This is a genomic window from Variovorax monticola (assembly GCF_051216855.1).
Taxonomy (GTDB): domain Bacteria; phylum Pseudomonadota; class Gammaproteobacteria; order Burkholderiales; family Burkholderiaceae_C; genus Variovorax.
In genome coordinates this window covers 776,683-795,375 of record NZ_JBPJZP010000002.1, presented here as the reverse complement: position 1 = coordinate 795,375, position 18,693 = coordinate 776,683, and the positions used below count along the sequence as shown (strand labels likewise).

The following is an 18,693-nucleotide window of genomic DNA, read 5'->3' as shown; positions in this document are numbered from 1 at the left end:
AGCGGCGACGAGGAGATGGGCATGCAAACACAACCGAGCGAGGCGCGCAGCACTGCTGGCGGCATCGCGCTGACCGCGGGGATGGACCGCGAACTGGTGGCGCTGAAGGCTGCGATGCTCGGCGCGCCGGCCACCGAGGTCGAGCGCCTGGCTTTCGACCGCGCGCTGAACGGCGCCAAGGCGACTCCCGGCTACCGCGCGCCGTCTGACCACTACGCGCTTGAACTGCAGAACCGAGGTGTTCTGTGAACGCCGCACAGATCACCCCGGGCTCCTGGAAGGCAGTGGAGTGGAGCCGCCATTCGGCCACCACGGTCAAGGCGGGCAACCTCGTCGTCGCGGAGTGCGAATCGCCCGCTGATGCGCGCCTGATCGCAACGGCGCCTGACCTGCTCGTCATCGCAACGCGCATCGAGGCCGCGCTGGTCCGCCAGGGCTGGCTGGTCGACGGCTCGTCGCCCGAATCCGAAATGCTGCGCGACTGCCGTGCTGCCATCGCCTCCGTTGCCGGGAGCGAAGCATGAGCACGCTCAGCAAGCGCGACGCGGCGCTGCTGGTGGCGGGCATCCGCAATGCGCACGTCAGCGGGCACACCATTGCCGCGCGCGCAGGCTGCGGCCAAGACTCGGCCATGGGTGGCTTCCTCGGCGGCCTGGAAAGCGTGCTGGTGAACTTCCTGCGCGTGCAAGGTTGCCACGAGGCAGCCGCCGCGATCGCACCGGCGATGAACAACGCGCCGACCGAAGCTGAGATTGCCGCATGCAACGCGCGGATCGACGGCTACCGCACTAAGGCCACCGGGAGCGCTGCATGAGCACCGTGACGCACGAATACCCGCGCGCCTACGAGGCCGCCACGAGCGTCGATCCGCTGATCCTCGCGCAAGCACTCGACCACATCGCTCGCACTGCAGCGAAGAGCCGCAGTCAGACGCGCCGCACGCGCTGGATCGAACAGCGCGCGCTGTGCGCACTGCGCGGCGATGAGTACCGCGATATCGACGTGGACCTGCCGAAAAGCGCCGGCCCCGATACGGCGGAGAAGCTGCAGCGCCGCATGGCCTGGCACATCGCCCAGAAGCACCAACTGCTCGCCGCCCTGGTGAAAGCAGAGGAGTTAGTAGCGCGTCGCTGGGGCTGCCCCGATGACGCCTCCAGCCGCGCATCGACTCTGGAAGAAATGCGCGCCGCCATCGCCAACGTTCAGGAGGGCGCCGCATCGTGATCACGCTGATCCACACCCCGCTGTCGGCGCCCGCGCGCCTGGTCGGTTCGGTCGACGCGACGCACGAGCGCTGCACGCCGTGCCCGCGCACGTTGGCCCAGGCCTTCGGCGAGACCAACGCCGGCGGCGTCATCGTCCCCATGGACGACACGGCGCGCCCGCACCGCGCGGCCGACACGGTGCTTTACATCGTGGGCCTCTTCGGCATAGCCATGGCTCTGGCCTTCAACAACTGGAGCCCGCTATGAGCCGCGCCCGCCCCCACGGCTTCCCTCACGACACGCCGGACCCCTTGGCCGCGTCCACCAGCCCCATCGACGCGCTGCTCGACCTGGTGCTGGTGTGGATCAAGGTCGCCGCCGCCTGCGCGGCCCTCGCCGGGCTGCTCGCCTTTTTCTGCCCTTCCTTACTCATCAACCTCCTCCGCTGAAAGCCACCATGTCCGAAGTACTTGAAAGACCGGCCACCACGGCCATCGCCGAATACAGCCCCACTGTCGCGGCACTCACTGATCTCCGCCAGCGCATGTCCGGCGTCGTGTACGACCTGTCGACCGGCAAGGGAATGGAAATCGCCAAGAAGGACCGTGCCGAGGTTCGCGCCCTGCGCAGTGGGTTGGAAGCCAAGCGCGTGGAGCTCAAGGCTCCAGCGCTGGAGCGCTCGCGGCTGATCGATGCGGAGGCCAAGGCGCTGACCGCAGCGCTGCTGGAGATCGAGCAGCCCATCGACGCCCAGATCAAGGCTGAGGAAATGCGCAAGGCAGCAGAGAAGGAAGCGCGCGAAGAAGCAGCGCGCAAGGAGGCCGCCGCGATCCAGGTGCGTATCGACGCCATCCGCGCATTCGCCTTCATTCCGGCGAACGTGAAGGCCGCAGGTATCCAGGTCGCCATCGACAACCTGAAAGGGGTGGACGTGTCGCTCGCCGCCTTCGGCGACCGTGCCGGCGAAGCGGTGCAGGCCAAAGCCCAGACGCTCGCCAGCATGGATGACCTGCTGGACGCAGCGCAGGAGCACGAAGCCGAAGAACAACGCCTGGCAGCCGAGCGCGAAGAACTGGCCCGCCAGCGTGCGGAGCAGGAAGCCCGCGATGCCGCTCACCGTGCGCGCATCGCTGCCGAGCAGCAGGCAGCGGCCGAGAGGCTCGCCGCCGAGCGTGCCGCCTTCGAAAAGGAACAGGCAGCGGCCCGCGCCGATGCGAAGAAACGCGAGGATGCCGACCGCGCACGACGCGACGAAGAAGACCGTTTGGCCCGCGAGGCCCGCGCCGCTGAAGACAAGCGCATCGCGGACGCGCGCGCCGCGTTGGAAGCCGAACAACGGGCAGTCCGCGAAGCGGATGAGGCCAAGGCGGCTGCCATCCGCAAGGCCGAGCAGCAGGCCGCCGACGCAGCAGCGGCAGCCGTGCGTAAGCGCCTGGACGACGAAGCCGAAGCGCGCCGCGCTGAAGAGCAACGCATAGCACAGGAAATCCGCGCCAAAGCCGAAGCCGAGGCACGTGAGGCAGACAAGGCCGCTGCAAAGCTGGCCGCAGCACAGAAGGCCGGCCCGCGCCTGCTCGAAGTAATGAAGACCGTGGTCCTGCCGTTCTTGGAAAACGATGTGGCTGGAGCCGATGTCGCAGCGGAACTCGAAGCGGTGCGCGCTGTGATCGCTGAAGGAGAAGGCGCATGAACGCCGTCACCGAACCGATGGTCCTGGAACTCGAGCCATCGCGAGAAGTGCAGGCGGCTCAAGACCATGCCGTCGCCCTCGCCGACAACTCGCCCATGTCGATGATGCTTGCCGCCCAGCGCCAGGGCGCGACCCTCGCCGACGTGCGGGAAATGATGGCGATCCATCGAGAGATGAAGGCCGACGAAGCCCGCGAAACGTTCCGCGCTGACTTCGCAGCATTCCGTGGCGAGAACGTCATCATCCCCAAGACGAAGCACGTGGACCGTGGGCGCGGCGGGTCGTTCGACCAAGCCGAGTACGACGAGGTGTGCCGCCGCCTTTCCCCCGCCCTGTCCCGGCATGGCTTCTCGTTCCGCCACGACCAGAAGTTCGGCCTCCGCCGAATGATGACCGAAGGCGTCGAGAACGACATCGGCTGGGTGTGGGTAACGTGCCACCTGGAGCACCGCAAGGGCCACGCCGAGCGCCTGGAACTGGAAGGGCCGCCCGGCGACCTGAGCGTCAACACGCCGACCCAGAACATGCAGACGACGGCGAGCTACCTCAAGCGCCAGTCGCTGCTGGCCATCACCGGCACCGCAACCGGTGGCGAGGACGACGAGGCCAAGATGCGTGGCGCCAAGAGCGAGGAAGCCAAGCGAATCGAGTACTGGAAAGAGAAGGTCGCGCTGGCGGGAACAGCGCGCGATCTGCAGGACGTTCGCCGCGACGGTACGAAGGACTTTCAGGCCGCGAGCGATTCCACGGGCTACTCCGTGTTCGCCACGGCTGTCAAAGCGCGCGCCGCGCAGCTGGAGTCCGAACATGCGTGACGTCGTTTTCCGCTGTTCCTCCATCGGCAAGTTGATGACCGAGCCCGTGCAAATCGACGAACAGTTCCGCACGCCGGAGATCGACGAGATCATCGCGAAGAAGAAACGCACCGATGAAGAAAAGGCCCTTCTCGCGCGCCTGAAAGACCAGACCCTTTCGGTCGGTGCGAAGACGTACATCCGCGAACTGGTCGCTCAAGAAATCTTCGGTGTCGACTTCGAGGTGTCGAGCAAGCAGATGGAAAAGGGAATCACCGTCGAGCCTGATTCCATCGACCTGCTGAACCGCGTCCGTGGTCTCTCTCTCTCGAAGAACACCGAGCGCCGTTCAAACGGCCTACTCACCGGCGAGTGCGACCTCTTCGACGCCGCCGCGCGCCGCGGTCACGACATCAAGTCGTCGTGGTCGCTGGCCACGTTCCCCATCGCCGTAGCGGACTGTGAAGACAGGCTGTACGAATGGCAGATGCGCGGCTACATGGCCCTTTGGAACGCCAGCGAGTGGGAGGTGAACTACTGCATCGTCGACACGCCAGAGCGCTTGGTCGGCTTCGAGCCGATGCAGTTGCACGTCGTGTCGCATGTGCCCGAACACCAGCGCATCACCACCTGGTCGCTGCAACGCGACGAGTCGAAAGAAGCCGCGATCTTCCAGAAAGTGATGCGCGCACGCGAGTACTACGCCGAGGTGATCGCTGAGTTCGATCGCACCCATGCCCCTGCGTTGATCACCGCTTAACCATTTTCACGGGCGCGCCTGGCTGGGCCATCTCCTCCTCCCTCCTCACTGCATTCCAGCCAGCGTCGCGCAAGCGGCCGCCCTCTTTCATCAACGCTCTCGAAAGGATCCCATGTTCCAACTGACCGACCCGACCACGGTGAAACTCAAGAAGGCCAGCACCACCGTCGACACGTACGAGGAAGCCGAACGGCTCACGCTCGAACTGCGCGTGCTGTGGACGACCAGCAACCGGAATCTCGACCTGATCCGCAAGGGCATGCGCGAGTACTTCTTCTGCGACCTCCGTCCGGAAGAAGAACGCGCGCAGGCTGACCTTGACTTGCCGATCGACGATCTGCCGAACCTGAAGATGCCGACATTCAAGTACCCGCAGTCCGACGGCTACGAGCTGATGGGCGCGCGCGTGGAGATCGCCCACGGGATCGATGAGACGTCCGCGATCGTGCTGCAGCTGTGCAAAGTGCACAAGTTCCAGTTCACTCCTATCGAGGGCGGCTCCGCGCACATCGAGTATTCGATCTCGTCGTCAGCCGAACTCGACAGCAACACGCTCGGGACGCTTCTGCAGTTGCAGAAGCACGAGATCACGATCACGCAGACGATGCCCGACGTCGAAGAGTCGACCAAGCCGCTCACCGAGCAAGACGTGTTCCCCGGCGCGCCGCCGAGCGATCCCAAAAAGCCGCTCACCGCCGACGATGTGTTCCTGAGTGCGCACGCTACCGGCACCGGCGACAACGACGGTGACGACACGGGCCCGACCGGCGAACCCGAGGACGCCTGACCCATGGACTTCACCGTCATCCCCATCGAGAAGGTGAAGGCCGCGTTCGAGCGCGCCCTCGCCTTGAACCCCGACCGCGAGGCAGCTGCCCGCGCCGCTGCGCAGTCCCTCGGCATCACCGTCGAGGCGGTTCGCGAGGTCGTCACGAATCAACAAACCGAAGTGGCTTGATGTGGCTCTACATTCCATCGAACTCTGCGCCGGCGTGGGCATGCTCGGAGAAGGACTGCGAGCCGGGCTCGGACATATGGGCATCGAGACTCGCGCCGTCTGCTACGTTGAGCGGGAAGCTCACGCTGCCAGCGTCCTGGCGGCGCGCATCGAAGAAGGAAGCCTGGACCCGGCTCCTGTCTGGTCCGACATGCTCACCTTCGACGCTCGCGCATGGCGCGGTGCAGTGGATTGCATCGCTGCAGGCTTCCCCTGCCAAGACCTCAGCCTTGCAGGTCGCCGTGCTGGGCTCGACGGCGAGCGCTCCGGCCTCTTCTTCCGCGTCCTCGACATCGCCGACGATTGCGATGCGTGGCTCATCGTTCTGGAGAACGTCTCAGGCATCGCTTCTGCCACCGCTGCCGTTGTGGACGAAGCCAGCGCCTCCGGCTATGCCGCCAAGCCCTCTGGAGACGGCTTTTCGGACGTGGGCATTGAAGATGGTCGCCTACTCGAGCGCGCGGCCGCCCGAGTCGTGGGAGAACTGGCCGACCGCGGGTGGCACGCGGAATGGGTCACTCTTTCCGCGTCCGATGTGGGTGCCAGCCACGGCCGCGCGCGCTGGTTCTGCATCGCTTGGCGCGTGGCCGACACCCGACTGCAACACGTCGAGCTACAGCAATGGCTTGTTCGGCCAGAACCTGCGCGAGAAGGTGACGAACTGGCCGACGCCGCAGGTTGGCACCGGCGACAACTCCCACGGACAGATCAGCGGGGATTTTCGGAACCGGATGGAGGAACTGCTGAAGCAGCCGCAGTGGAGCAGCCCGCGTGCGTCGGATGGCAAGAACGGCGGCCCGAACCAGCGGGGCAGCAAGGGCGACCTGATGTTGCCGTCGATGGCTGCGCAATGGCCGACCCCGGCGGCGAACGAGTACGAGGGAGGCGACCCGAACAAGATGCTCGAGCGCCGCGAACGGGAGCGGATGAAGGGGCGCAACGGCAACGGCTTCGGTCTGACATTGGGCATGTCAGTTGCGCAGTGGCCAACTCCTGCTGCACGGGATGCCAAGGGCACGAACTCGGAGGAGCATGCGCTTGTGACCGGCGGGGGCAGGAAGCACATGGACCAGCTGGCCAATTTCGTGGCCTATTCGCCCCAGGCCCAGCCGATCCGCGATGGGCGGGAATCCTCGCCGAGCACCCTGAACTCGCCCCGGCACTTGAACCCGCTTTTCGGTGCGTGGTTGATGGGCTGGCCTTCAGCATGGGTGATAGCCGCGCCGCACGCCTCAAGTGCGTTGGCAACGGCGTCGTGGCGCTCTGCGCTGCAGTCGCATTTGTCGAACTTGTGCGGCGAGCCCGTGGGGCCAACACGATGACGCCGGGCACCTTAGGGTACGAGGCGCTGATTCGCGGGAGGGCTGCCGCGTGATCACCGACCGCCACATGGCCCGCGTGTTCCTCACGCAGGCCCGCGCTACGCCGCATGCCGGCTGGCGCGCCACTCTGCTCGCCTGGGCGAAGAAGCGCCGTGCCGCCGGGCGCGCGGTGCGTGTGCGCGACGCGCTGCAGCTCAGTCTGTTCTCGGAGGGCGCGTGATGTCAGGCCAGATTCCAGATCGCCTTGACTTCCTGGACGCCCATGCTGACCAGCTTCATCCAGGAATAGTCGCCCGTGAAGCTGTTCATCACCCAGTTGCAGCCCTGCCTGTCAGGCTTTGCGAGTGGAGTGGGAATGTGGACGCAGAGGATGTCGCCGTCCTCGTCGTCGCCCATCTCAGCGCGTCGCGCATCGAAGCGGCGCTGCACCTCGTCGCGGATCTCTTCGCCCGTCTTCAGCTCTCGCTCACGTGCCATGGGGGTCTCCTCGCAGTAGAGCCCGAAGTATCGCGTGGCTCAGTCCTCGAGGTCGAACTGCCCCTGCAGCGTGCGAATGATCTGTGCGATATCGGCGCGGTGCGTGCCGCGGTCGGTGACCACGCGCACCGTCCAGTTCGGGCCGCCCTCCTCGGCCGAAATGCCGATGACGCCGCCGCGGTGCACATCCGTCTGTTGACCTCGAAGACCCGGCAAGGCTTCGATGCGCTGAATCAGCATCTGCTGCAGTTGTTTGGCGGTGCGGGTCGGCTTGGCCATTTCGCCTCAGAGGCTGAAGTACTCCTCGATCTCTCGCCAACCTCGCTTGAACGCGGCCGCAGGCTCATCGGCATACGAGTCGCCCATCGGCACTTTGGTGCGCACGCCATTCGCATCGGTGCTGTAAAGGTGAACAGGCCACCGGTCATGCGTGACGTCGTATCCGGTGACCACTTCGAAGGCCCGATCCCCGAACTTGCCCACCTCCACAAGACGCATCGGATTGGCCGGATTGGTTCCGCTCTTGACCGAGAACTTTTGCACGTACGACATCAGGTCACCCCTCTTGAATTGGAGCCCACAGTATGAACGCAGTCACCATCCAGCCCGTCGACGCGTGCGGCGCAGTGTGCAAGTGCATGAGCAGCCCAAGCAGCTACGCCAGCTCACTGAGCTCGTACCAGTCCGACAAGCCGCGGGCAGTAGCGGCGCACGCGCTGCGCATGCTGGAGGAAGCCCGGGGCCGCGACGTCGCCACGCACGAGAAGAACCTGCCGGCCATCGAGGCGAACAAGGCGGTGCGCGCGCGCATCGAAGCCCTGATGGCCGAGGTCGGCATGCCCACCTCGTACGCCGAGCGCGACACGAAGTCGCGCGCCCGGTACCCGAAGACCATCCGCCACGATGCCGGCTACCTCGGCGACCTGCGCCGGCACTGCCGCACCGATGACAGCTTCGATCACGCCACCAGCACCTACGAGCGGCTGAAGAAGGAATACGACGCCTATGCAGTGCGCGCCGAGGAGGAAGCCAGGCAGGCCGACGCGAAGAAGGCACGGGAAGCCGAGGCGCTGGTGGAGAAGCGCAAGGCCGACATGGAGCTGGCCACCATCCTGCTGCGGTACCAGCTGCCGCTCGAGTCCACCTGGTCGGACGTGCTGGACGCGCTTCGCGAGAAGGATCAGCGGCTGAATCTGGCCGTGGCCATGGCGCAAACGCGCGCGGACTGGTCGGAAGGTGCCTACCGTGTAAACGGCGCCCTGGGCAGCTTCAAGATCGAGACCACCGAGGATAAGGACATCGCGAACGACGTGCTGTCGTGCCTCGAAGACTTCGAAGACGGGCGTGTATTCCGTGACACCGCATGGAGCTACAGCCGGCTGTTCGCCGAGGCCGCCGACCAGCAGCTTTCGGGCGACGTGCAGAAGGCACTGCAACGCGCGGGAGACGAATGATGCAGCTCCTCGACACCTCCCCCGAGCGCGAGCGCGCACACGAGATCCAGGCCGTGCAGATGGCCGCCCAGCAGCTGGTCGACGCGGCCCGTGCGCGCGGCTTGGTGGTCACCATCACCCTCGCCCCGCAGATGCCGCCGGCGATGGGCTCCTACGACATGGTGTTCGACATCCGGGAGGCCCGCCATGGTGCCGCCTGAAGTGGTCAGCACCGTACCGGTCACGCCGGCTGCCGTGCCGATGAAAGCGCTGAGCATTCGGCAGCCTTGGGCATGGCTCATCGTAAACGGCCACAAGGACGTCGAGAACCGTACGTGGTCGACTCGTTTCCGAGGCGAGTTCCTGATCCACGCCAGCAAGGGCATGACGGCGACGGAGTATTCCGACGTGTGCAGGTTCCTGCACGCTGACCCGCGTCTCGACCACCTACTTGATGTCCTGCCGCGCGCTGTCGATCTTGAACGCGGAGGCATCGTAGGTTCGGCGCACCTCGTAGAGACAGACCTCTACCTGAAATCGCCCTGGTACATGGGTGCCATCGGCTTCGTGCTGGCGAACGCCAAGCCCCTTCCCTTCCGGCCGCTGAAGGGCGCGCTGGGTTTCTTCAACGTCGAGGCAGCACCATGAAGCGCGCCGCCCTGCTCTCGCCTTGCGGCACCTACCGCTGGACCCTCAGCCGCATGTGGGACGAACGCCCGGTGCTGCTGGTGTGCATGTTCAACCCGAGCGACGCCGATCACGAGATCGACGACCCGACCATCACGCTCGTGTGCCAAATCGCAAGCCACAACGGCTTTGGCGGCGTGGTGGTCGTGAACGCGATCCCGCTGCGCAGCTCGAAGCCCGACGACGCGGTCTACATGGTCAACACCTGGGACACGCGCCGCGCGTGGGAGGAACGCGACCGCCTGCAGGAGAACGTCGGCGTCATCCTGACCGAGGTCCAGAAGGCAGGGGCGGTGCTGCTCGCCTGGGGCGCGCTGGGCGGCCGGTGCTCGAACTGGATCTACCACGTGCAGGAAGAGATCAGCGCATCGCTGCCCGCGGGCTCGGAGATCTACTGCCTCGGCAAGACGAAGGCAGGCTACCCGAAGCATCCGTTGGCGCGCGGCAAGCACAAGGTGCCGAAGAACGCGCCACTGCTGCCTTGGAGCGCGTCATGACCCGCCCCGGCTTCGGCGCCCTCTCCAGCGCGGTGGCGCAGACCAAGGCCGCCATCTTCCGCCAGCACTTCGACCCGAAGACGCTGCGCCCCGCCGAGACCGTCAAGGCATCCATGCAGTGCATGCGGTGCCGCGGGCTCCTCACCTACACCGCCAGCGCGGTCGACGGGCGCATGACCGGTCGCTGCTCGAGCGTTGACTGCCTCAAATGGAGCGACTGAACATGCTGACCTCACACCCCGCCACACACGCCGCACCGCAACCGCTGGAACTGCACGGGCTCGACACGCCGGAGCGTGTGTGCTTCTACGAACAGGACTTCTACGTGCTGTCGAACTTCAGCAGCTTCACGCTGGCCTGGAAGACCGGCCCGTACCTGTGCCAACGCTTCGCCACCTCGGAACAGGCCTACCACTGGGAGAAATTCAATCACCTTGGCGGCGAAGGCGTTCAGCGGCTTCTCGACGATGCGACCTCGGCTCACGAGGCCTTCGGGATCGCCCAGAAGCACAAGGCCCTTCGGCGCGCCGACTGGGATGACGTGAAGGTCGATGTGATGCGCAAGATCTTGCGCGCGAAGGCTGATCAACACGAGTACGTGCGCCGCAAGCTGCTGGCCACGGGCGACCGCGAGCTGGTTGAAAACTCGTGGCGCGATGACTACTGGGGCTGGGGCCCGAACAGGGACGGTCAGAACATGCTGGGCAAGCTGTGGATGGAAGTGCGCGCCGAGCTGCGTAGCGCCGCGGTGAAGAAGGCGCACACGCGATGACCGCCACCGCATACCCGCTGACCTGGCCCAGCCAGTTCCCCCGCAAGCAGTACCCCGAGGCCGGCGCCTTCAAGACGGCGCTTCCGGCCGCCCTGAAGAACGTGCAGGGCAGCCTGCGCCTCTTCGCCGCCGACAGCGGCAAGAAGATCGACGGGCTGGTCATCAGCAGCAACGTCACGCTGGGCACTCAGAAGCCGGCCGACCCTGGCGTGGCTGTCTGGTTCACCTGGGACGGCCTGCAGGTGTGCATCCCCGTCGACCGGTACCGGACCGTCGAGGCCAACCTGCAGGCGATCCACCACATCCTCGAAGCCCGCCGCGTGGAGCTGCGCCACGGCACCCTGGCGCTGGTGCGCGCAACGTTCCAGGGCTTCGTCGCGCTGCCAGCCCCGGTCACGCAGCGGCACTGGCGCGCTGTGCTCGGCTTCCCGGCCGACGCGACCGTCAATGCCTCGATGGTGAAGGAGCGCTACCGCACGCGCGCCAGCAGCGCCCACCCCGACAAGGGCGGCACCACCGCCGAAATGACCGAGCTCAACCAGGCGCGCGACGACGCGCTGAAGGAAATCCAATGACCGCGACAGCCGCACCTACCTCCAAGCCGCAGAAGCGGCCGACGCTTTCCATCGTGCAAATCCGCCCGCTGTACCTCGGTCGCGCTGATGCCGCGGCATTCCTCGCGATCGGCGAGAGCACCTTCGAAGACCTGGTGGCGCGCGGCGAAGCGCCGAAGCCTCGGAAGGTCAGCAGGGGCCGCACCGCGTGGCTGGTCGAGGAGTTGGAAGCATGGGGCCGCGAACGACCCGAATCGGACCACCTGCCGCCCGAGAACAGCGGCTACGGCCGCGCCGGGTTGCCGGCCTGACGCCCGAGCCCTTCCAGGTGCTTGGCCAGCCGCGCCAGCCATAGGCGTCGCTCGGCGTCGTAGGTGTGCGAGTTGTACGTGCCCTCGATACCGGGCGGCATGTGGCCCAGCACCGCCTCGCCGATTTCCTTCGGGCAGCCGAGCGCCGCCAGCATCGTGCGGCTGGTCCGGCGCAGGTTGTGTGGCGTCCAGTGCGTCACCGGCAGCACGAGCCCCTCGCTCTCGCGCCGCGCCACTTTCTCGGAGTACGGCTGCAGGCTGTAGATGTAGGTCGAGAAGTCGTGCTGCGTGTACTGCTCGCCGCGGGCATCCTCGAATAGCAGACCAGACTTACCCACGGCCGCGAGACGCCGTTGAACGATCTGCAGCGCCCGGCCGATCAGAGGCACGCGCAGGTCGACAGCCTCTTCGAAGCGGGCATTCTTCGTCGCGTCTTTCGGCACCGTCCACCACCAGCCGTCTTTCTCCTCGGTGATGAGGCCCGGTCGCATGGCCAGGATCTCGGCTCCGCGCGTGCAGGTCCACAGGTACATCTGCAGCGTGTCCCGGCCGAGCTCGTGCATGTTCGGCAGCCAAGCCAGCAGCTCGCCGACCTCCTCACCGCGCAGCATGCGGCGCTGCTGCCCCTGGTGCTCACCGCCAACGATCTTGCCCTTGCTCTTGAGCTTGCCCTTCATGATAGTGGGCCACCAGTTCGGCACGTCCTGGTTGATGCGGCCCGCGTCCAGCGCGCGCGCCCAGGCAGCGCCAAGCATCGAGCGTAACTTTTGGGCCGCCGTCGGCGTAGCTTTTCGAGCCTCCAGCAGGTCGAAACAGGTGGAGCGCGTCACGGCCGCCGCAGCGGTATCGGCAAAACCCGGCTCTTCGTCCAGGAGCCTTTCCAGCGCGCGACGCGCAGCCAAGGCGCCCGCCTCGTCGCGCTCCTGCTCGATGTGGTTGGTGATGTAGTCCTGAACCAGCTTGCGCACGGTGAGCACCTCTGCGGCGGCCGGCGCCGCGGCGGCTGGCCTGCGCTGCTGGCTCTGGAAAGCCTTGGGGTCTATGCCCGCCGCGCGCTTGGTCCGCAGCGCCTCCACAGCCTCGGCTGCCTGGGAAGGGCGCATCGCTGGGAACACTCCGACCCGCGTCTGCTTCATGAGCCCCGTCCCGGGCTGCTTGTATCGATAGGTCCACGTTTTTTTCGAGACGGTCGCGACAAGTCGGAGCCCCTCGCAACCCTCCACGACAAGATGCTCACCAGGCTGAAGCGCCTTGGCGGCGCGAACGTCGAAAACCATGGACCGTATACTCCGGGCTGTCGTAGCGGCGCAGGCATGCCCGCGACGAGTGGGCCAAGCGTAGATTTCCTCAAAAACCTACGCCAAAACCTACGCTGATGTGCCAAGTGTACGCGGGGTGAGCCGGGGGATTTCGGGGTTAGCGCCCTGATCGAAAACGGTGTTTCCCTCTGTAGATCAAGCATATAGGCCAAAATCTCAATGCCCATCAACGGGTTACAGAATGCGGGTGTAGTTCAATGGCAGAACGGCAGCTTCCCAAGCTTCATACGAGGGTTCGATTCCCTTCACCCGCTCCAACAAGCCTGCGCAAGGCTCCTTGCCGGAACGCAAGCAACAGCGTTCAGACACCCCGATCACGTAGCATCCGGCCATGAGCTACACCGTCAAACTGATCGATTTTCCCGACGCGCCGGCCGATGTCATCGCCTCCGCGGAATCCCGTTTCCGCCGCGAACTCGACAAGCTGCTGGGCGAAGGCGTCGAACCCGCGCTGAAGGCGTTCGAGAACGCCAGCGAATCGAGCGCCGACGAACTCACCAAGGACGAAATCGCGCTCGCCGCCACCTGGGCCAAGGCCTACGACGCAGCGAAGACCGCAGGCTTTCGCGCGCTCGGCGAAGCCGACGAGGCGTACTTCGAGATCCGCATCGACTGACCCCGCCTTTCCCAGCCCCTCCGGAGCCGGCCATGAAACTGCTGTACGCCCTGCTGCTCTGCACCCTGCTGTGCGCGTGCGCCACGGCACCGGGCACCTCGCCAGGAACCGGAACCGATGCGGCGTCCGAAGCTGCAACCGCACGGCCCACCGGCGTGCAGTGGCGCTACACGGGCACCAAGTCCTACGAGGCGCTGAACGCCGGCCTGGGCCACAGCCATCGCTTCGAGAGCAGCATCGGCTGGGTCGACGTCTACGTGTACGACATGAAGCGCACCGACTGGCGCCCGGGTGTGGACGACACGCAGTTCGAAGAGCATTTCAAGGGCACGCTCGCCGAGGTCCAGCGGGCCGCCGCGCAAGGCGTGTACGCCAGCGCGAAGATCGGCGCCACGCGGGACGTGCGCATCGACGGCCAGGCTTTCCGTTCGATTTCCTTCCGGCTCGTGAACGCCCGGGACGGCAAGGCCTACGACTCGTTCACGTACCTCACGGCGCGCGGCGGCAGGCTGCTGAAGTACCGCATGTCCTTCAACGCGCCGGCACCGGCCAACGTGGATGCCGTTGCGCGCGAGTTCATCGAGCGCAGCCTGCGCACCGGCCCCGACACCCCCGCCGGCACGCGCGAACTGCGCAACACCTGAGCGTCGCTCCGCCCTACTTGCGCGCGGCACCCGGCAGCCTGGCCACCCGCTGCGCCAGAAAGTCCACCCACACACGCACCCGCAGCGGCTGGTGTCGGCGCGCGGCATACAGCAGGTGCAACTCCTGCACCGGGCCGGTGTGACGCGGCAGCACGCGCACCAGGCGGCCTTGCGCGAGCAGGTCGGCGACCATCCACGTGGGCTGCAATGAAATGCCGGCACCGGCGAGCACGCTGTCCAGCATCGCCACGGCGTTGTTCACGCGGTAGCGGCTGCGCACCGGCACGCTGACCGCGCCTTCGGGCCCCTGCAGCAGCACGCCGTCGTCGCCCGGCGCGTAGCGCAGGTAGTCGTGCGCCGGCAGGTCCTGCGGCTTGCGCGGCTTGCCGCGTGCCGCGACGTAGGCCGGCGAGGCGACCAGCACACGCGGCCAGGTGCCGACGTGGCGCGCAACCAGGTCGGGCGGCAGCACACCGCCCACGCGCAGCGACACGTCGATGCGCTCTTCCCGCGGATCGACGAAGCGGTCGTCCAGCACCAGTTCCAGTTCGATGTCGGGGTACAGCCCCAGGAACTCCACCGCCATCGCGTTGAGGTGCCGCTGGCCCATGGTGACCGGGGCACTCATGCGCAGCAGGCCGCGCGGCTGCTGGAGGCCTTCGCGCGCATCGGACACCGCGTCGCCGTAGTCCTCGAGCACGCGCTGCGCGCGCTCGTGAAAGCGCTGCCCCTCCTGCGTCAGGCTCAGCCCCGCCGCGGTGCGCCGCAGCAGCCGCACGCCCAGCGAGCGCTCCAGCCCCGCCACCAGCTTGCTGACGGTGGGCTGCGTGGTGTCGAGCGCGCGGGCCGCGCCCGACAGGCTGCCGAGTTCCACGCTGTGAACGAAGGCCTGGAGAGCGCGCAGGGTGTCCATGGATGTATTCGACTATGGAATGGTCTGGATGCCATTCTGCCGTCTACCCATCCAGATGGGCATGAAAGAAAGTCGAGACCTGGCCTCAACTTCTCTCAAGGACATCTTCCATGACGACACCTTCGTTCCCATCGATCCTTCGCCACGGCGCCCTCGCGCTCACCTTGGCCGGCGTGGCCGTCGCATCGGCATATCCACCCGCGTCGGCACCCGCGGCCACGTACTGGAGCCCCAGCTGGATGGCCAGCACGCAGCCTCTGTGGCACGGCGACTTCGTGCTGCCCACGGGCCTGCCCTTTCAGTTCAACCGGCAAACCGTGCGCCAGGTGGCACGCCTGAGCATCGGCGGCACGCGGTTGCGCGTGGTGATCAGCAACGAAGGCGGAACGGCGCCGCTGCACATCGGCGCGGCACGCGTGGCAAGGCATGCCGGCGGTTCGGCCATCGTCGAAGGCAGCGACCGGCCACTGCGCTTCGGCGGGCAGGCCGAGGCAACCGTGGCGCCCGGCGCACGGCGGGTCAGCGACCCGGTCGACTTCGCCGTTCCCGCGCTCGGCGAAGTCGCCGTGTCGCTCTACCTGCCGCAGCCCAGCCAGCCCGCGGGCTTTCACTTCGACGCGCGCCAGACCGCCTACGTGGCCGATGGCGACCTCACGGCCGCGCAGCGCATGCCTGCGGCGGCCACGCCCTGGCGCACGCGCGTCTACGTCAGCAGCCTGATCGTGGAAACGCCCGCGCCGCCGGCCACGGTTGTCGCCTTCGGCGACTCGCTGACCGACGGCAACGGCTCGACGCCGGGCGCCAACACCCGCTGGCCCGACGCCTTGGCCGAGCGCCTGGCGGGCCGCCACGTGGCGGTGCTGAACGCCGGCATCTCGGGCGGCCGCCTGTTGAAGGACGGCATGGGACGCGCCGGCCTGGAGCGCGCGGGCCGCGATGTGTTCGCGCAACCCGGCGTGCGCGCCATGGTCGTGATGCTGGGCACCAACGACATCGGCTGGCCCGGCGGCCCGTTCGCGCCGAGCGAACCGGCGGTGCGCGCGGAACAACTGATCCAGGGCTTTCGCGCGTTGATCGAGATGGCGCACGCCCACAACGTGCGCATCATGGGCGCCACCATCGCCCCGAACGAGCGTGCGCTGGAAGGCACGCCGCTCGAAGGTCACCATTCGCCGGACAAGGACAAGGTGCGCCAGGTCGTGAACCGCTGGATCCGCGAGAGCGGCGCGTTCGATGCGGTGGTCGATGTCGACGCGCTGCTGCGCGACCCGGCGCATCCGTCGCGCATCAAGGCGGCAATGGACTCGGGCGACCATCTGCACCCGGGCGACGCAGGCTACAAGGCGATGGCCGCGGCGATCGACCTGGAGGCCCTGCTCGGCGCGCCGGTCCAGCCCTGAAACATGGTTGAACAGGGTCGAACAGAGCCCGGTTTGAAACTGTGAAAATACTGTACATAAATACAGTATTTCCTTAAGATTGGTCGTCTCCAAGAACACCACCGAGGCGACACCATGACCACCGCCAACCCGCCTGCGTCCGCTCCGGCGCCGGCGCTTTTCTTCTCCCGCCTGCAGCAGCTGCAGACGCGTTCGCGCACGGGTCGCCTCTCGACCTGGCCTTTCAAGGTGGCCCGCGAGCCGGGCCCCGGCGACTTGCATGAAACAGACGATGTGCGCGTTCAGGCGGCGCGCGTCATCCGCACGACGGCCGAGAGTTGGTGGCCGCCTGGCTTCTGACAACGAAGTGCAGGCGTCTTACAGGGCACATCCAGGAGTCGCGCTATGGTTGGGGCTACTTCATCGACCCCGTCTTTGTCGGCCGGGTGAAAACACATGCTGACGCCACCCGACCTCGCGCACGAATCCATCCGGCAATGCCTGTCCACGGCATACGGCCTGAACAACGCGAATGCCCAGTTCCTGCCATTCGGCGCCGACGTGAATTCAGCCGCCTTTCGCGTCGATGCCCATGACGGCACCGCGTACTTCCTCAAGCTGCGCCGCGACGGTGTCGATCCATCGGTCGCCACGGTGCCGGCCTTTCTTCATCGCGAGAAAGGCATCGAGGCCGTGATGGCGCCGCTGCCGACAACAGACGGTCGGCCCAGCGTGCAAAGCCTCGGCTTCGACTGGACGCTCTACCCCTTCTTCGACGGCCCCAACGGCTTCGAGCGGGCGTTGACGGATACGCAATGGCGCGCGCTCGGCGCCGCACTGGGCGCGATCCACCGCGCCGAATTGCCCGAGGCACTTTCAGCAAGCCTCCCCAAAGAACGCTACGCCCACCACTGGCGCGAAGGCGTTCGGCGCTACCAGCGCCGGTTCATCAACGGCCTGAACGGCATGAACGGCGACGACATCGTCGAGCGTTTCTTCGCGTTCTGGGAAGAGCACGCCGAAGAGATCGACACCATCGTCTACCGCAGCGAGCAGCTCGCGTCCATCCTGCTGGAACGCCCACCGCAGCTGGTGCCCTGCCATGCCGACCTTCATGCAGGCAACGTCCTCGTGGGCGACGAAGCGCGCCTTTCGATCGTCGACTGGCGCATGGCCCTGCTCGCGCCGAAAGAACGCGACCTGATGTTCATCGGCGGCGGTGTCGGCCATGTGTGGAACCAGCCGGCGCAGGAAGCGCTGTTCCACGAAGGCTACGGCGCGGCAGACATCGACGCCGTGGCGCTGGCCTACTACCGCTACGAACGGATCACCAGGAACATCCTCGAGATCTGCGACCAGATGTTCGACGCCGCGGCCAGTGCGCAAGACCGCGCGGAAGGCCTGCGCCGGATGAAGAGCCAGTTCTTGCCGGACGACGTTGTCGCCATCGCGCACCGCAGCTACGACGCCGTGACCTGAGCTCGCCGCAGGCGCGCGTCAGATCAGCATGTCTTGCGCGTCGTCCTCGAAGCCCGCGATGGGCTGCGCCTTGGCCAGCGCCAGCCACACCGCGAACGGAATGCGGTCGAACGCGCGGTGCACCGCGGCGCGCGCCACCACCAGACGATCGCCTTCGAGCACCATCACGCCGCATTCCGCCGGCACCTCGTCGGGCGTGGCGATGCAGCGGCCCTTGGCGTCATTGCCCAGCACGTACCAGCACTCGCCGCCCAGGTCGAGATAGGCCGCGCGCTTGTCGGGCTTGCGCAGGTCGCCCAGCAGGTCGGCGCGGCTCACCTTCACCTCATGAACGATGGGATGCGCATAGGCCTCGACGCTGGTATTGCGGATCGAGAACACGTCGGGCCGCGCAATGCACCACCGTGCCTTGCCGCCCTCTTCCAGCGCCGGCAGCCGGGCGCGCAGGCCGAGACCGCGCCATGCGATGCGCCCGCCGCGCGTCATCTCGCGCGCCACGCGCTCCACCAGCGCCTCGTGCGGCGACAAGGCAGCGCGGTTCAGGGTGAGCGTGGTGGCAATGCGTGCGATGCCGGCATCGGTCACGCGCAGCGTTTCGTGGCCGTGCACGGTGCGCACGCGCGCCAGGTAGCCGCCGGCGAGCAGCTCGACCTCGATGGCGTCGCAGCAAGGCCAGCCGGCCGAGCGGTAGATCTCGCGCAGGCGCCGCGCATGCAGCTTGCCGAAAGGCACCTCGGGTGCAGGCGGCGGCCCGATGGGCGTGACAACGGGGGAGTCAAGAAGGAGTTCGGACATGTCGGGAACAGGTTAGCGAAAACTCGCGAATGGCGCGAGGCATGGAACG

General features: G+C 66.7%; 32 protein-coding genes, 1 tRNA gene and 1 pseudogene. 28 read left to right on the top strand and 6 right to left on the bottom strand.

What is annotated here, in order from left to right; genetic code table 11:
* Window positions 1-21: 21 nt before the first annotated feature.
* The 14 genes and pseudogenes from ACSFA5_RS09165 to ACSFA5_RS09100 all read left to right on the top strand — a co-directional run bounded on the left by ACSFA5_RS09165 (window position 22) and on the right by ACSFA5_RS09100 (window position 6,988).
* Window positions 22-249, top strand: coding sequence for a hypothetical protein (locus ACSFA5_RS09165; protein WP_435443697.1), 228 nt, complete (start codon window positions 22-24; stop codon window positions 247-249).
* A complete protein-coding gene (locus ACSFA5_RS09160; protein ID WP_435443696.1) occupies window positions 246-524 on the top strand; it encodes a hypothetical protein in 279 nt (92 codons plus the stop codon). Before ACSFA5_RS09165 ends, ACSFA5_RS09160 begins: the two co-directional genes overlap by 4 nt.
* The gene (locus tag ACSFA5_RS09155) at window positions 521-814 is read left to right on the top strand and encodes a hypothetical protein (RefSeq protein WP_435443695.1); all 294 of its coding nucleotides are present in this window, start codon (window positions 521-523) and stop codon (window positions 812-814) included. The genes ACSFA5_RS09160 and ACSFA5_RS09155 overlap by 4 nt, the downstream gene beginning before the upstream one ends.
* Window positions 811-1,224: a hypothetical protein gene (locus tag ACSFA5_RS09150; protein ID WP_435443694.1), complete on the top strand. Its 414-nt coding sequence runs from the start codon at window positions 811-813 to the stop codon at window positions 1,222-1,224. The genes ACSFA5_RS09155 and ACSFA5_RS09150 overlap by 4 nt, the downstream gene beginning before the upstream one ends.
* Entirely contained in the window at window positions 1,221-1,472 is a 252-nt protein-coding gene (locus ACSFA5_RS09145) for a hypothetical protein (RefSeq protein ID WP_435443693.1), read from the top strand. The genes ACSFA5_RS09150 and ACSFA5_RS09145 overlap by 4 nt, the downstream gene beginning before the upstream one ends.
* Complete coding sequence (locus tag ACSFA5_RS09140) at window positions 1,469-1,654, top strand: hypothetical protein (RefSeq protein ID WP_435443692.1); 186 nt, start codon at window positions 1,469-1,471, stop codon at window positions 1,652-1,654. Before ACSFA5_RS09145 ends, ACSFA5_RS09140 begins: the two co-directional genes overlap by 4 nt.
* 8 nt (window positions 1,655-1,662) lie before the next feature.
* The gene (locus ACSFA5_RS09135) at window positions 1,663-2,895 is read left to right on the top strand and encodes a hypothetical protein (protein WP_435443691.1); all 1,233 of its coding nucleotides are present in this window, start codon (window positions 1,663-1,665) and stop codon (window positions 2,893-2,895) included.
* Window positions 2,892-3,710 (top strand): hypothetical protein, encoded by an 819-nt coding sequence (locus ACSFA5_RS09130; RefSeq protein WP_435443690.1) that lies wholly within the window; start codon window positions 2,892-2,894, stop codon window positions 3,708-3,710. Before ACSFA5_RS09135 ends, ACSFA5_RS09130 begins: the two co-directional genes overlap by 4 nt.
* A 34-nt stretch (window positions 3,711-3,744) precedes the next feature.
* Window positions 3,745-4,449, top strand: coding sequence for a hypothetical protein (locus ACSFA5_RS09125; RefSeq protein ID WP_435443689.1), 705 nt, complete (start codon window positions 3,745-3,747; stop codon window positions 4,447-4,449).
* Window positions 4,450-4,561: 112 nt separating this feature from the next.
* The gene (locus tag ACSFA5_RS09120) at window positions 4,562-5,236 is read left to right on the top strand and encodes a hypothetical protein (RefSeq protein ID WP_435443688.1); all 675 of its coding nucleotides are present in this window, start codon (window positions 4,562-4,564) and stop codon (window positions 5,234-5,236) included.
* A gap of 3 nt (window positions 5,237-5,239) precedes the next feature.
* A complete protein-coding gene (locus ACSFA5_RS09115; protein ID WP_435443687.1) occupies window positions 5,240-5,407 on the top strand; it encodes a hypothetical protein in 168 nt (55 codons plus the stop codon).
* Window positions 5,408-5,447: 40 nt separating this feature from the next.
* A pseudogene (locus ACSFA5_RS09110) lies at window positions 5,448-5,741 on the top strand (DNA cytosine methyltransferase); the annotation flags it as partial.
* A 139-nt stretch (window positions 5,742-5,880) separates the two neighbouring features.
* Window positions 5,881-6,768 (top strand): hypothetical protein, encoded by an 888-nt coding sequence (locus ACSFA5_RS09105; protein WP_435444102.1) that lies wholly within the window; start codon window positions 5,881-5,883, stop codon window positions 6,766-6,768.
* 49 nt (window positions 6,769-6,817) lie between these two features.
* A complete protein-coding gene (locus ACSFA5_RS09100; RefSeq protein ID WP_435443686.1) occupies window positions 6,818-6,988 on the top strand; it encodes a hypothetical protein in 171 nt (56 codons plus the stop codon).
* A 2-nt stretch (window positions 6,989-6,990) separates the two neighbouring features.
* Here ACSFA5_RS09100 and ACSFA5_RS09095 read toward each other — a convergent pair whose 3' ends face one another.
* The 3 genes from ACSFA5_RS09095 to ACSFA5_RS09085 are packed head-to-tail and all read right to left on the bottom strand — an operon-like array spanning window position 6,991 to window position 7,797.
* Window positions 6,991-7,245 (bottom strand): hypothetical protein, encoded by a 255-nt coding sequence (locus ACSFA5_RS09095; protein WP_435443685.1) that lies wholly within the window; start codon window positions 7,243-7,245, stop codon window positions 6,991-6,993.
* Between the two features lie 39 nt (window positions 7,246-7,284).
* Entirely contained in the window at window positions 7,285-7,524 is a 240-nt protein-coding gene (locus tag ACSFA5_RS09090) for a hypothetical protein (RefSeq protein ID WP_435443684.1), read from the bottom strand.
* 6 nt (window positions 7,525-7,530) lie between these two features.
* Window positions 7,531-7,797 carry a hypothetical protein gene (locus tag ACSFA5_RS09085; protein ID WP_435443683.1) on the bottom strand — a complete coding sequence of 89 codons (267 nt, stop codon included), beginning with the start codon at window positions 7,795-7,797 and terminating at the stop codon, window positions 7,531-7,533.
* Window positions 7,798-7,829: 32 nt separating this feature from the next.
* Here ACSFA5_RS09085 and ACSFA5_RS09080 point away from each other — a divergent pair, with 32 nt between their 5' ends.
* Genes ACSFA5_RS09080 through ACSFA5_RS09045 form a run of 8 tightly spaced genes read left to right on the top strand, consistent with a single transcriptional unit; the run spans window position 7,830 to window position 11,499 of the window.
* Window positions 7,830-8,699, top strand: a complete 870-nt coding sequence (locus tag ACSFA5_RS09080; RefSeq protein WP_435443682.1) for a hypothetical protein — start codon at window positions 7,830-7,832, stop codon at window positions 8,697-8,699.
* Window positions 8,696-8,899 carry a hypothetical protein gene (locus ACSFA5_RS09075; protein WP_435443681.1) on the top strand — a complete coding sequence of 68 codons (204 nt, stop codon included), beginning with the start codon at window positions 8,696-8,698 and terminating at the stop codon, window positions 8,897-8,899. Before ACSFA5_RS09080 ends, ACSFA5_RS09075 begins: the two co-directional genes overlap by 4 nt.
* Window positions 8,886-9,326: an ASCH domain-containing protein gene (locus tag ACSFA5_RS09070; RefSeq protein WP_435443680.1), complete on the top strand. Its 441-nt coding sequence runs from the start codon at window positions 8,886-8,888 to the stop codon at window positions 9,324-9,326. The genes ACSFA5_RS09075 and ACSFA5_RS09070 overlap by 14 nt, the downstream gene beginning before the upstream one ends.
* Window positions 9,323-9,862: a DUF1643 domain-containing protein gene (locus ACSFA5_RS09065; RefSeq protein ID WP_435443679.1), complete on the top strand. Its 540-nt coding sequence runs from the start codon at window positions 9,323-9,325 to the stop codon at window positions 9,860-9,862. Before ACSFA5_RS09070 ends, ACSFA5_RS09065 begins: the two co-directional genes overlap by 4 nt.
* Entirely contained in the window at window positions 9,859-10,083 is a 225-nt protein-coding gene (locus tag ACSFA5_RS09060) for a hypothetical protein (RefSeq protein ID WP_435443678.1), read from the top strand. Before ACSFA5_RS09065 ends, ACSFA5_RS09060 begins: the two co-directional genes overlap by 4 nt.
* On the top strand, window positions 10,071-10,634 hold the full coding sequence (locus ACSFA5_RS09055; protein WP_435443677.1) for an NADAR family protein: 564 nt from the start codon (window positions 10,071-10,073) through the stop codon (window positions 10,632-10,634). Before ACSFA5_RS09060 ends, ACSFA5_RS09055 begins: the two co-directional genes overlap by 13 nt.
* The gene (locus tag ACSFA5_RS09050; protein ID WP_435443676.1) at window positions 10,631-11,209 is read left to right on the top strand and encodes a hypothetical protein; all 579 of its coding nucleotides are present in this window, start codon (window positions 10,631-10,633) and stop codon (window positions 11,207-11,209) included. Before ACSFA5_RS09055 ends, ACSFA5_RS09050 begins: the two co-directional genes overlap by 4 nt.
* Complete coding sequence (locus tag ACSFA5_RS09045; RefSeq protein WP_435443675.1) at window positions 11,206-11,499, top strand: helix-turn-helix transcriptional regulator; 294 nt, start codon at window positions 11,206-11,208, stop codon at window positions 11,497-11,499. Before ACSFA5_RS09050 ends, ACSFA5_RS09045 begins: the two co-directional genes overlap by 4 nt.
* Here the strand turns inward: ACSFA5_RS09045 and ACSFA5_RS09040 are convergent.
* A complete protein-coding gene (locus ACSFA5_RS09040) occupies window positions 11,472-12,776 on the bottom strand; it encodes a tyrosine-type recombinase/integrase (RefSeq protein ID WP_435443674.1) in 1,305 nt (434 codons plus the stop codon). The genes ACSFA5_RS09045 and ACSFA5_RS09040 overlap by 28 nt on opposite strands.
* Before the next feature lie 225 nt (window positions 12,777-13,001).
* Between ACSFA5_RS09040 and ACSFA5_RS09035 the strand changes: the two genes are divergently transcribed.
* The 3 genes from ACSFA5_RS09035 to ACSFA5_RS09025 all read left to right on the top strand — a co-directional run bounded on the left by ACSFA5_RS09035 (window position 13,002) and on the right by ACSFA5_RS09025 (window position 14,078).
* Window positions 13,002-13,075: transfer RNA gene (locus ACSFA5_RS09035), tRNA-Gly, on the top strand.
* 74 nt (window positions 13,076-13,149) lie between these two features.
* Complete coding sequence (locus tag ACSFA5_RS09030) at window positions 13,150-13,434, top strand: hypothetical protein (protein WP_435443673.1); 285 nt, start codon at window positions 13,150-13,152, stop codon at window positions 13,432-13,434.
* 32 nt (window positions 13,435-13,466) lie between these two features.
* Window positions 13,467-14,078, top strand: a complete 612-nt coding sequence (locus tag ACSFA5_RS09025; protein ID WP_435443672.1) for a hypothetical protein — start codon at window positions 13,467-13,469, stop codon at window positions 14,076-14,078.
* Window positions 14,079-14,091: 13 nt separating this feature from the next.
* On the opposite strand, the gene ACSFA5_RS09020 is transcribed toward ACSFA5_RS09025, so the two are convergent.
* On the bottom strand, window positions 14,092-14,991 hold the full coding sequence (locus ACSFA5_RS09020; RefSeq protein ID WP_435443671.1) for a LysR family transcriptional regulator: 900 nt from the start codon (window positions 14,989-14,991) through the stop codon (window positions 14,092-14,094).
* A gap of 110 nt (window positions 14,992-15,101) precedes the next feature.
* On the opposite strand from ACSFA5_RS09020, the gene ACSFA5_RS09015 reads away from it, so the two are divergent.
* The 3 genes from ACSFA5_RS09015 to ACSFA5_RS09005 all read left to right on the top strand — a co-directional run bounded on the left by ACSFA5_RS09015 (window position 15,102) and on the right by ACSFA5_RS09005 (window position 17,849).
* The gene (locus ACSFA5_RS09015; protein WP_435443670.1) at window positions 15,102-16,391 is read left to right on the top strand and encodes an SGNH/GDSL hydrolase family protein; all 1,290 of its coding nucleotides are present in this window, start codon (window positions 15,102-15,104) and stop codon (window positions 16,389-16,391) included.
* A gap of 114 nt (window positions 16,392-16,505) precedes the next feature.
* On the top strand, window positions 16,506-16,730 hold the full coding sequence (locus ACSFA5_RS09010) for a hypothetical protein (protein ID WP_435443669.1): 225 nt from the start codon (window positions 16,506-16,508) through the stop codon (window positions 16,728-16,730).
* Between the two features lie 96 nt (window positions 16,731-16,826).
* Entirely contained in the window at window positions 16,827-17,849 is a 1,023-nt protein-coding gene (locus tag ACSFA5_RS09005; protein ID WP_435443668.1) for a phosphotransferase enzyme family protein, read from the top strand.
* Window positions 17,850-17,867: 18 nt separating this feature from the next.
* Here ACSFA5_RS09005 and ACSFA5_RS09000 read toward each other — a convergent pair whose 3' ends face one another.
* The gene (locus tag ACSFA5_RS09000; RefSeq protein WP_435443667.1) at window positions 17,868-18,644 is read right to left on the bottom strand and encodes a hypothetical protein; all 777 of its coding nucleotides are present in this window, start codon (window positions 18,642-18,644) and stop codon (window positions 17,868-17,870) included.
* Window positions 18,645-18,693 lie beyond the last annotated feature (49 nt).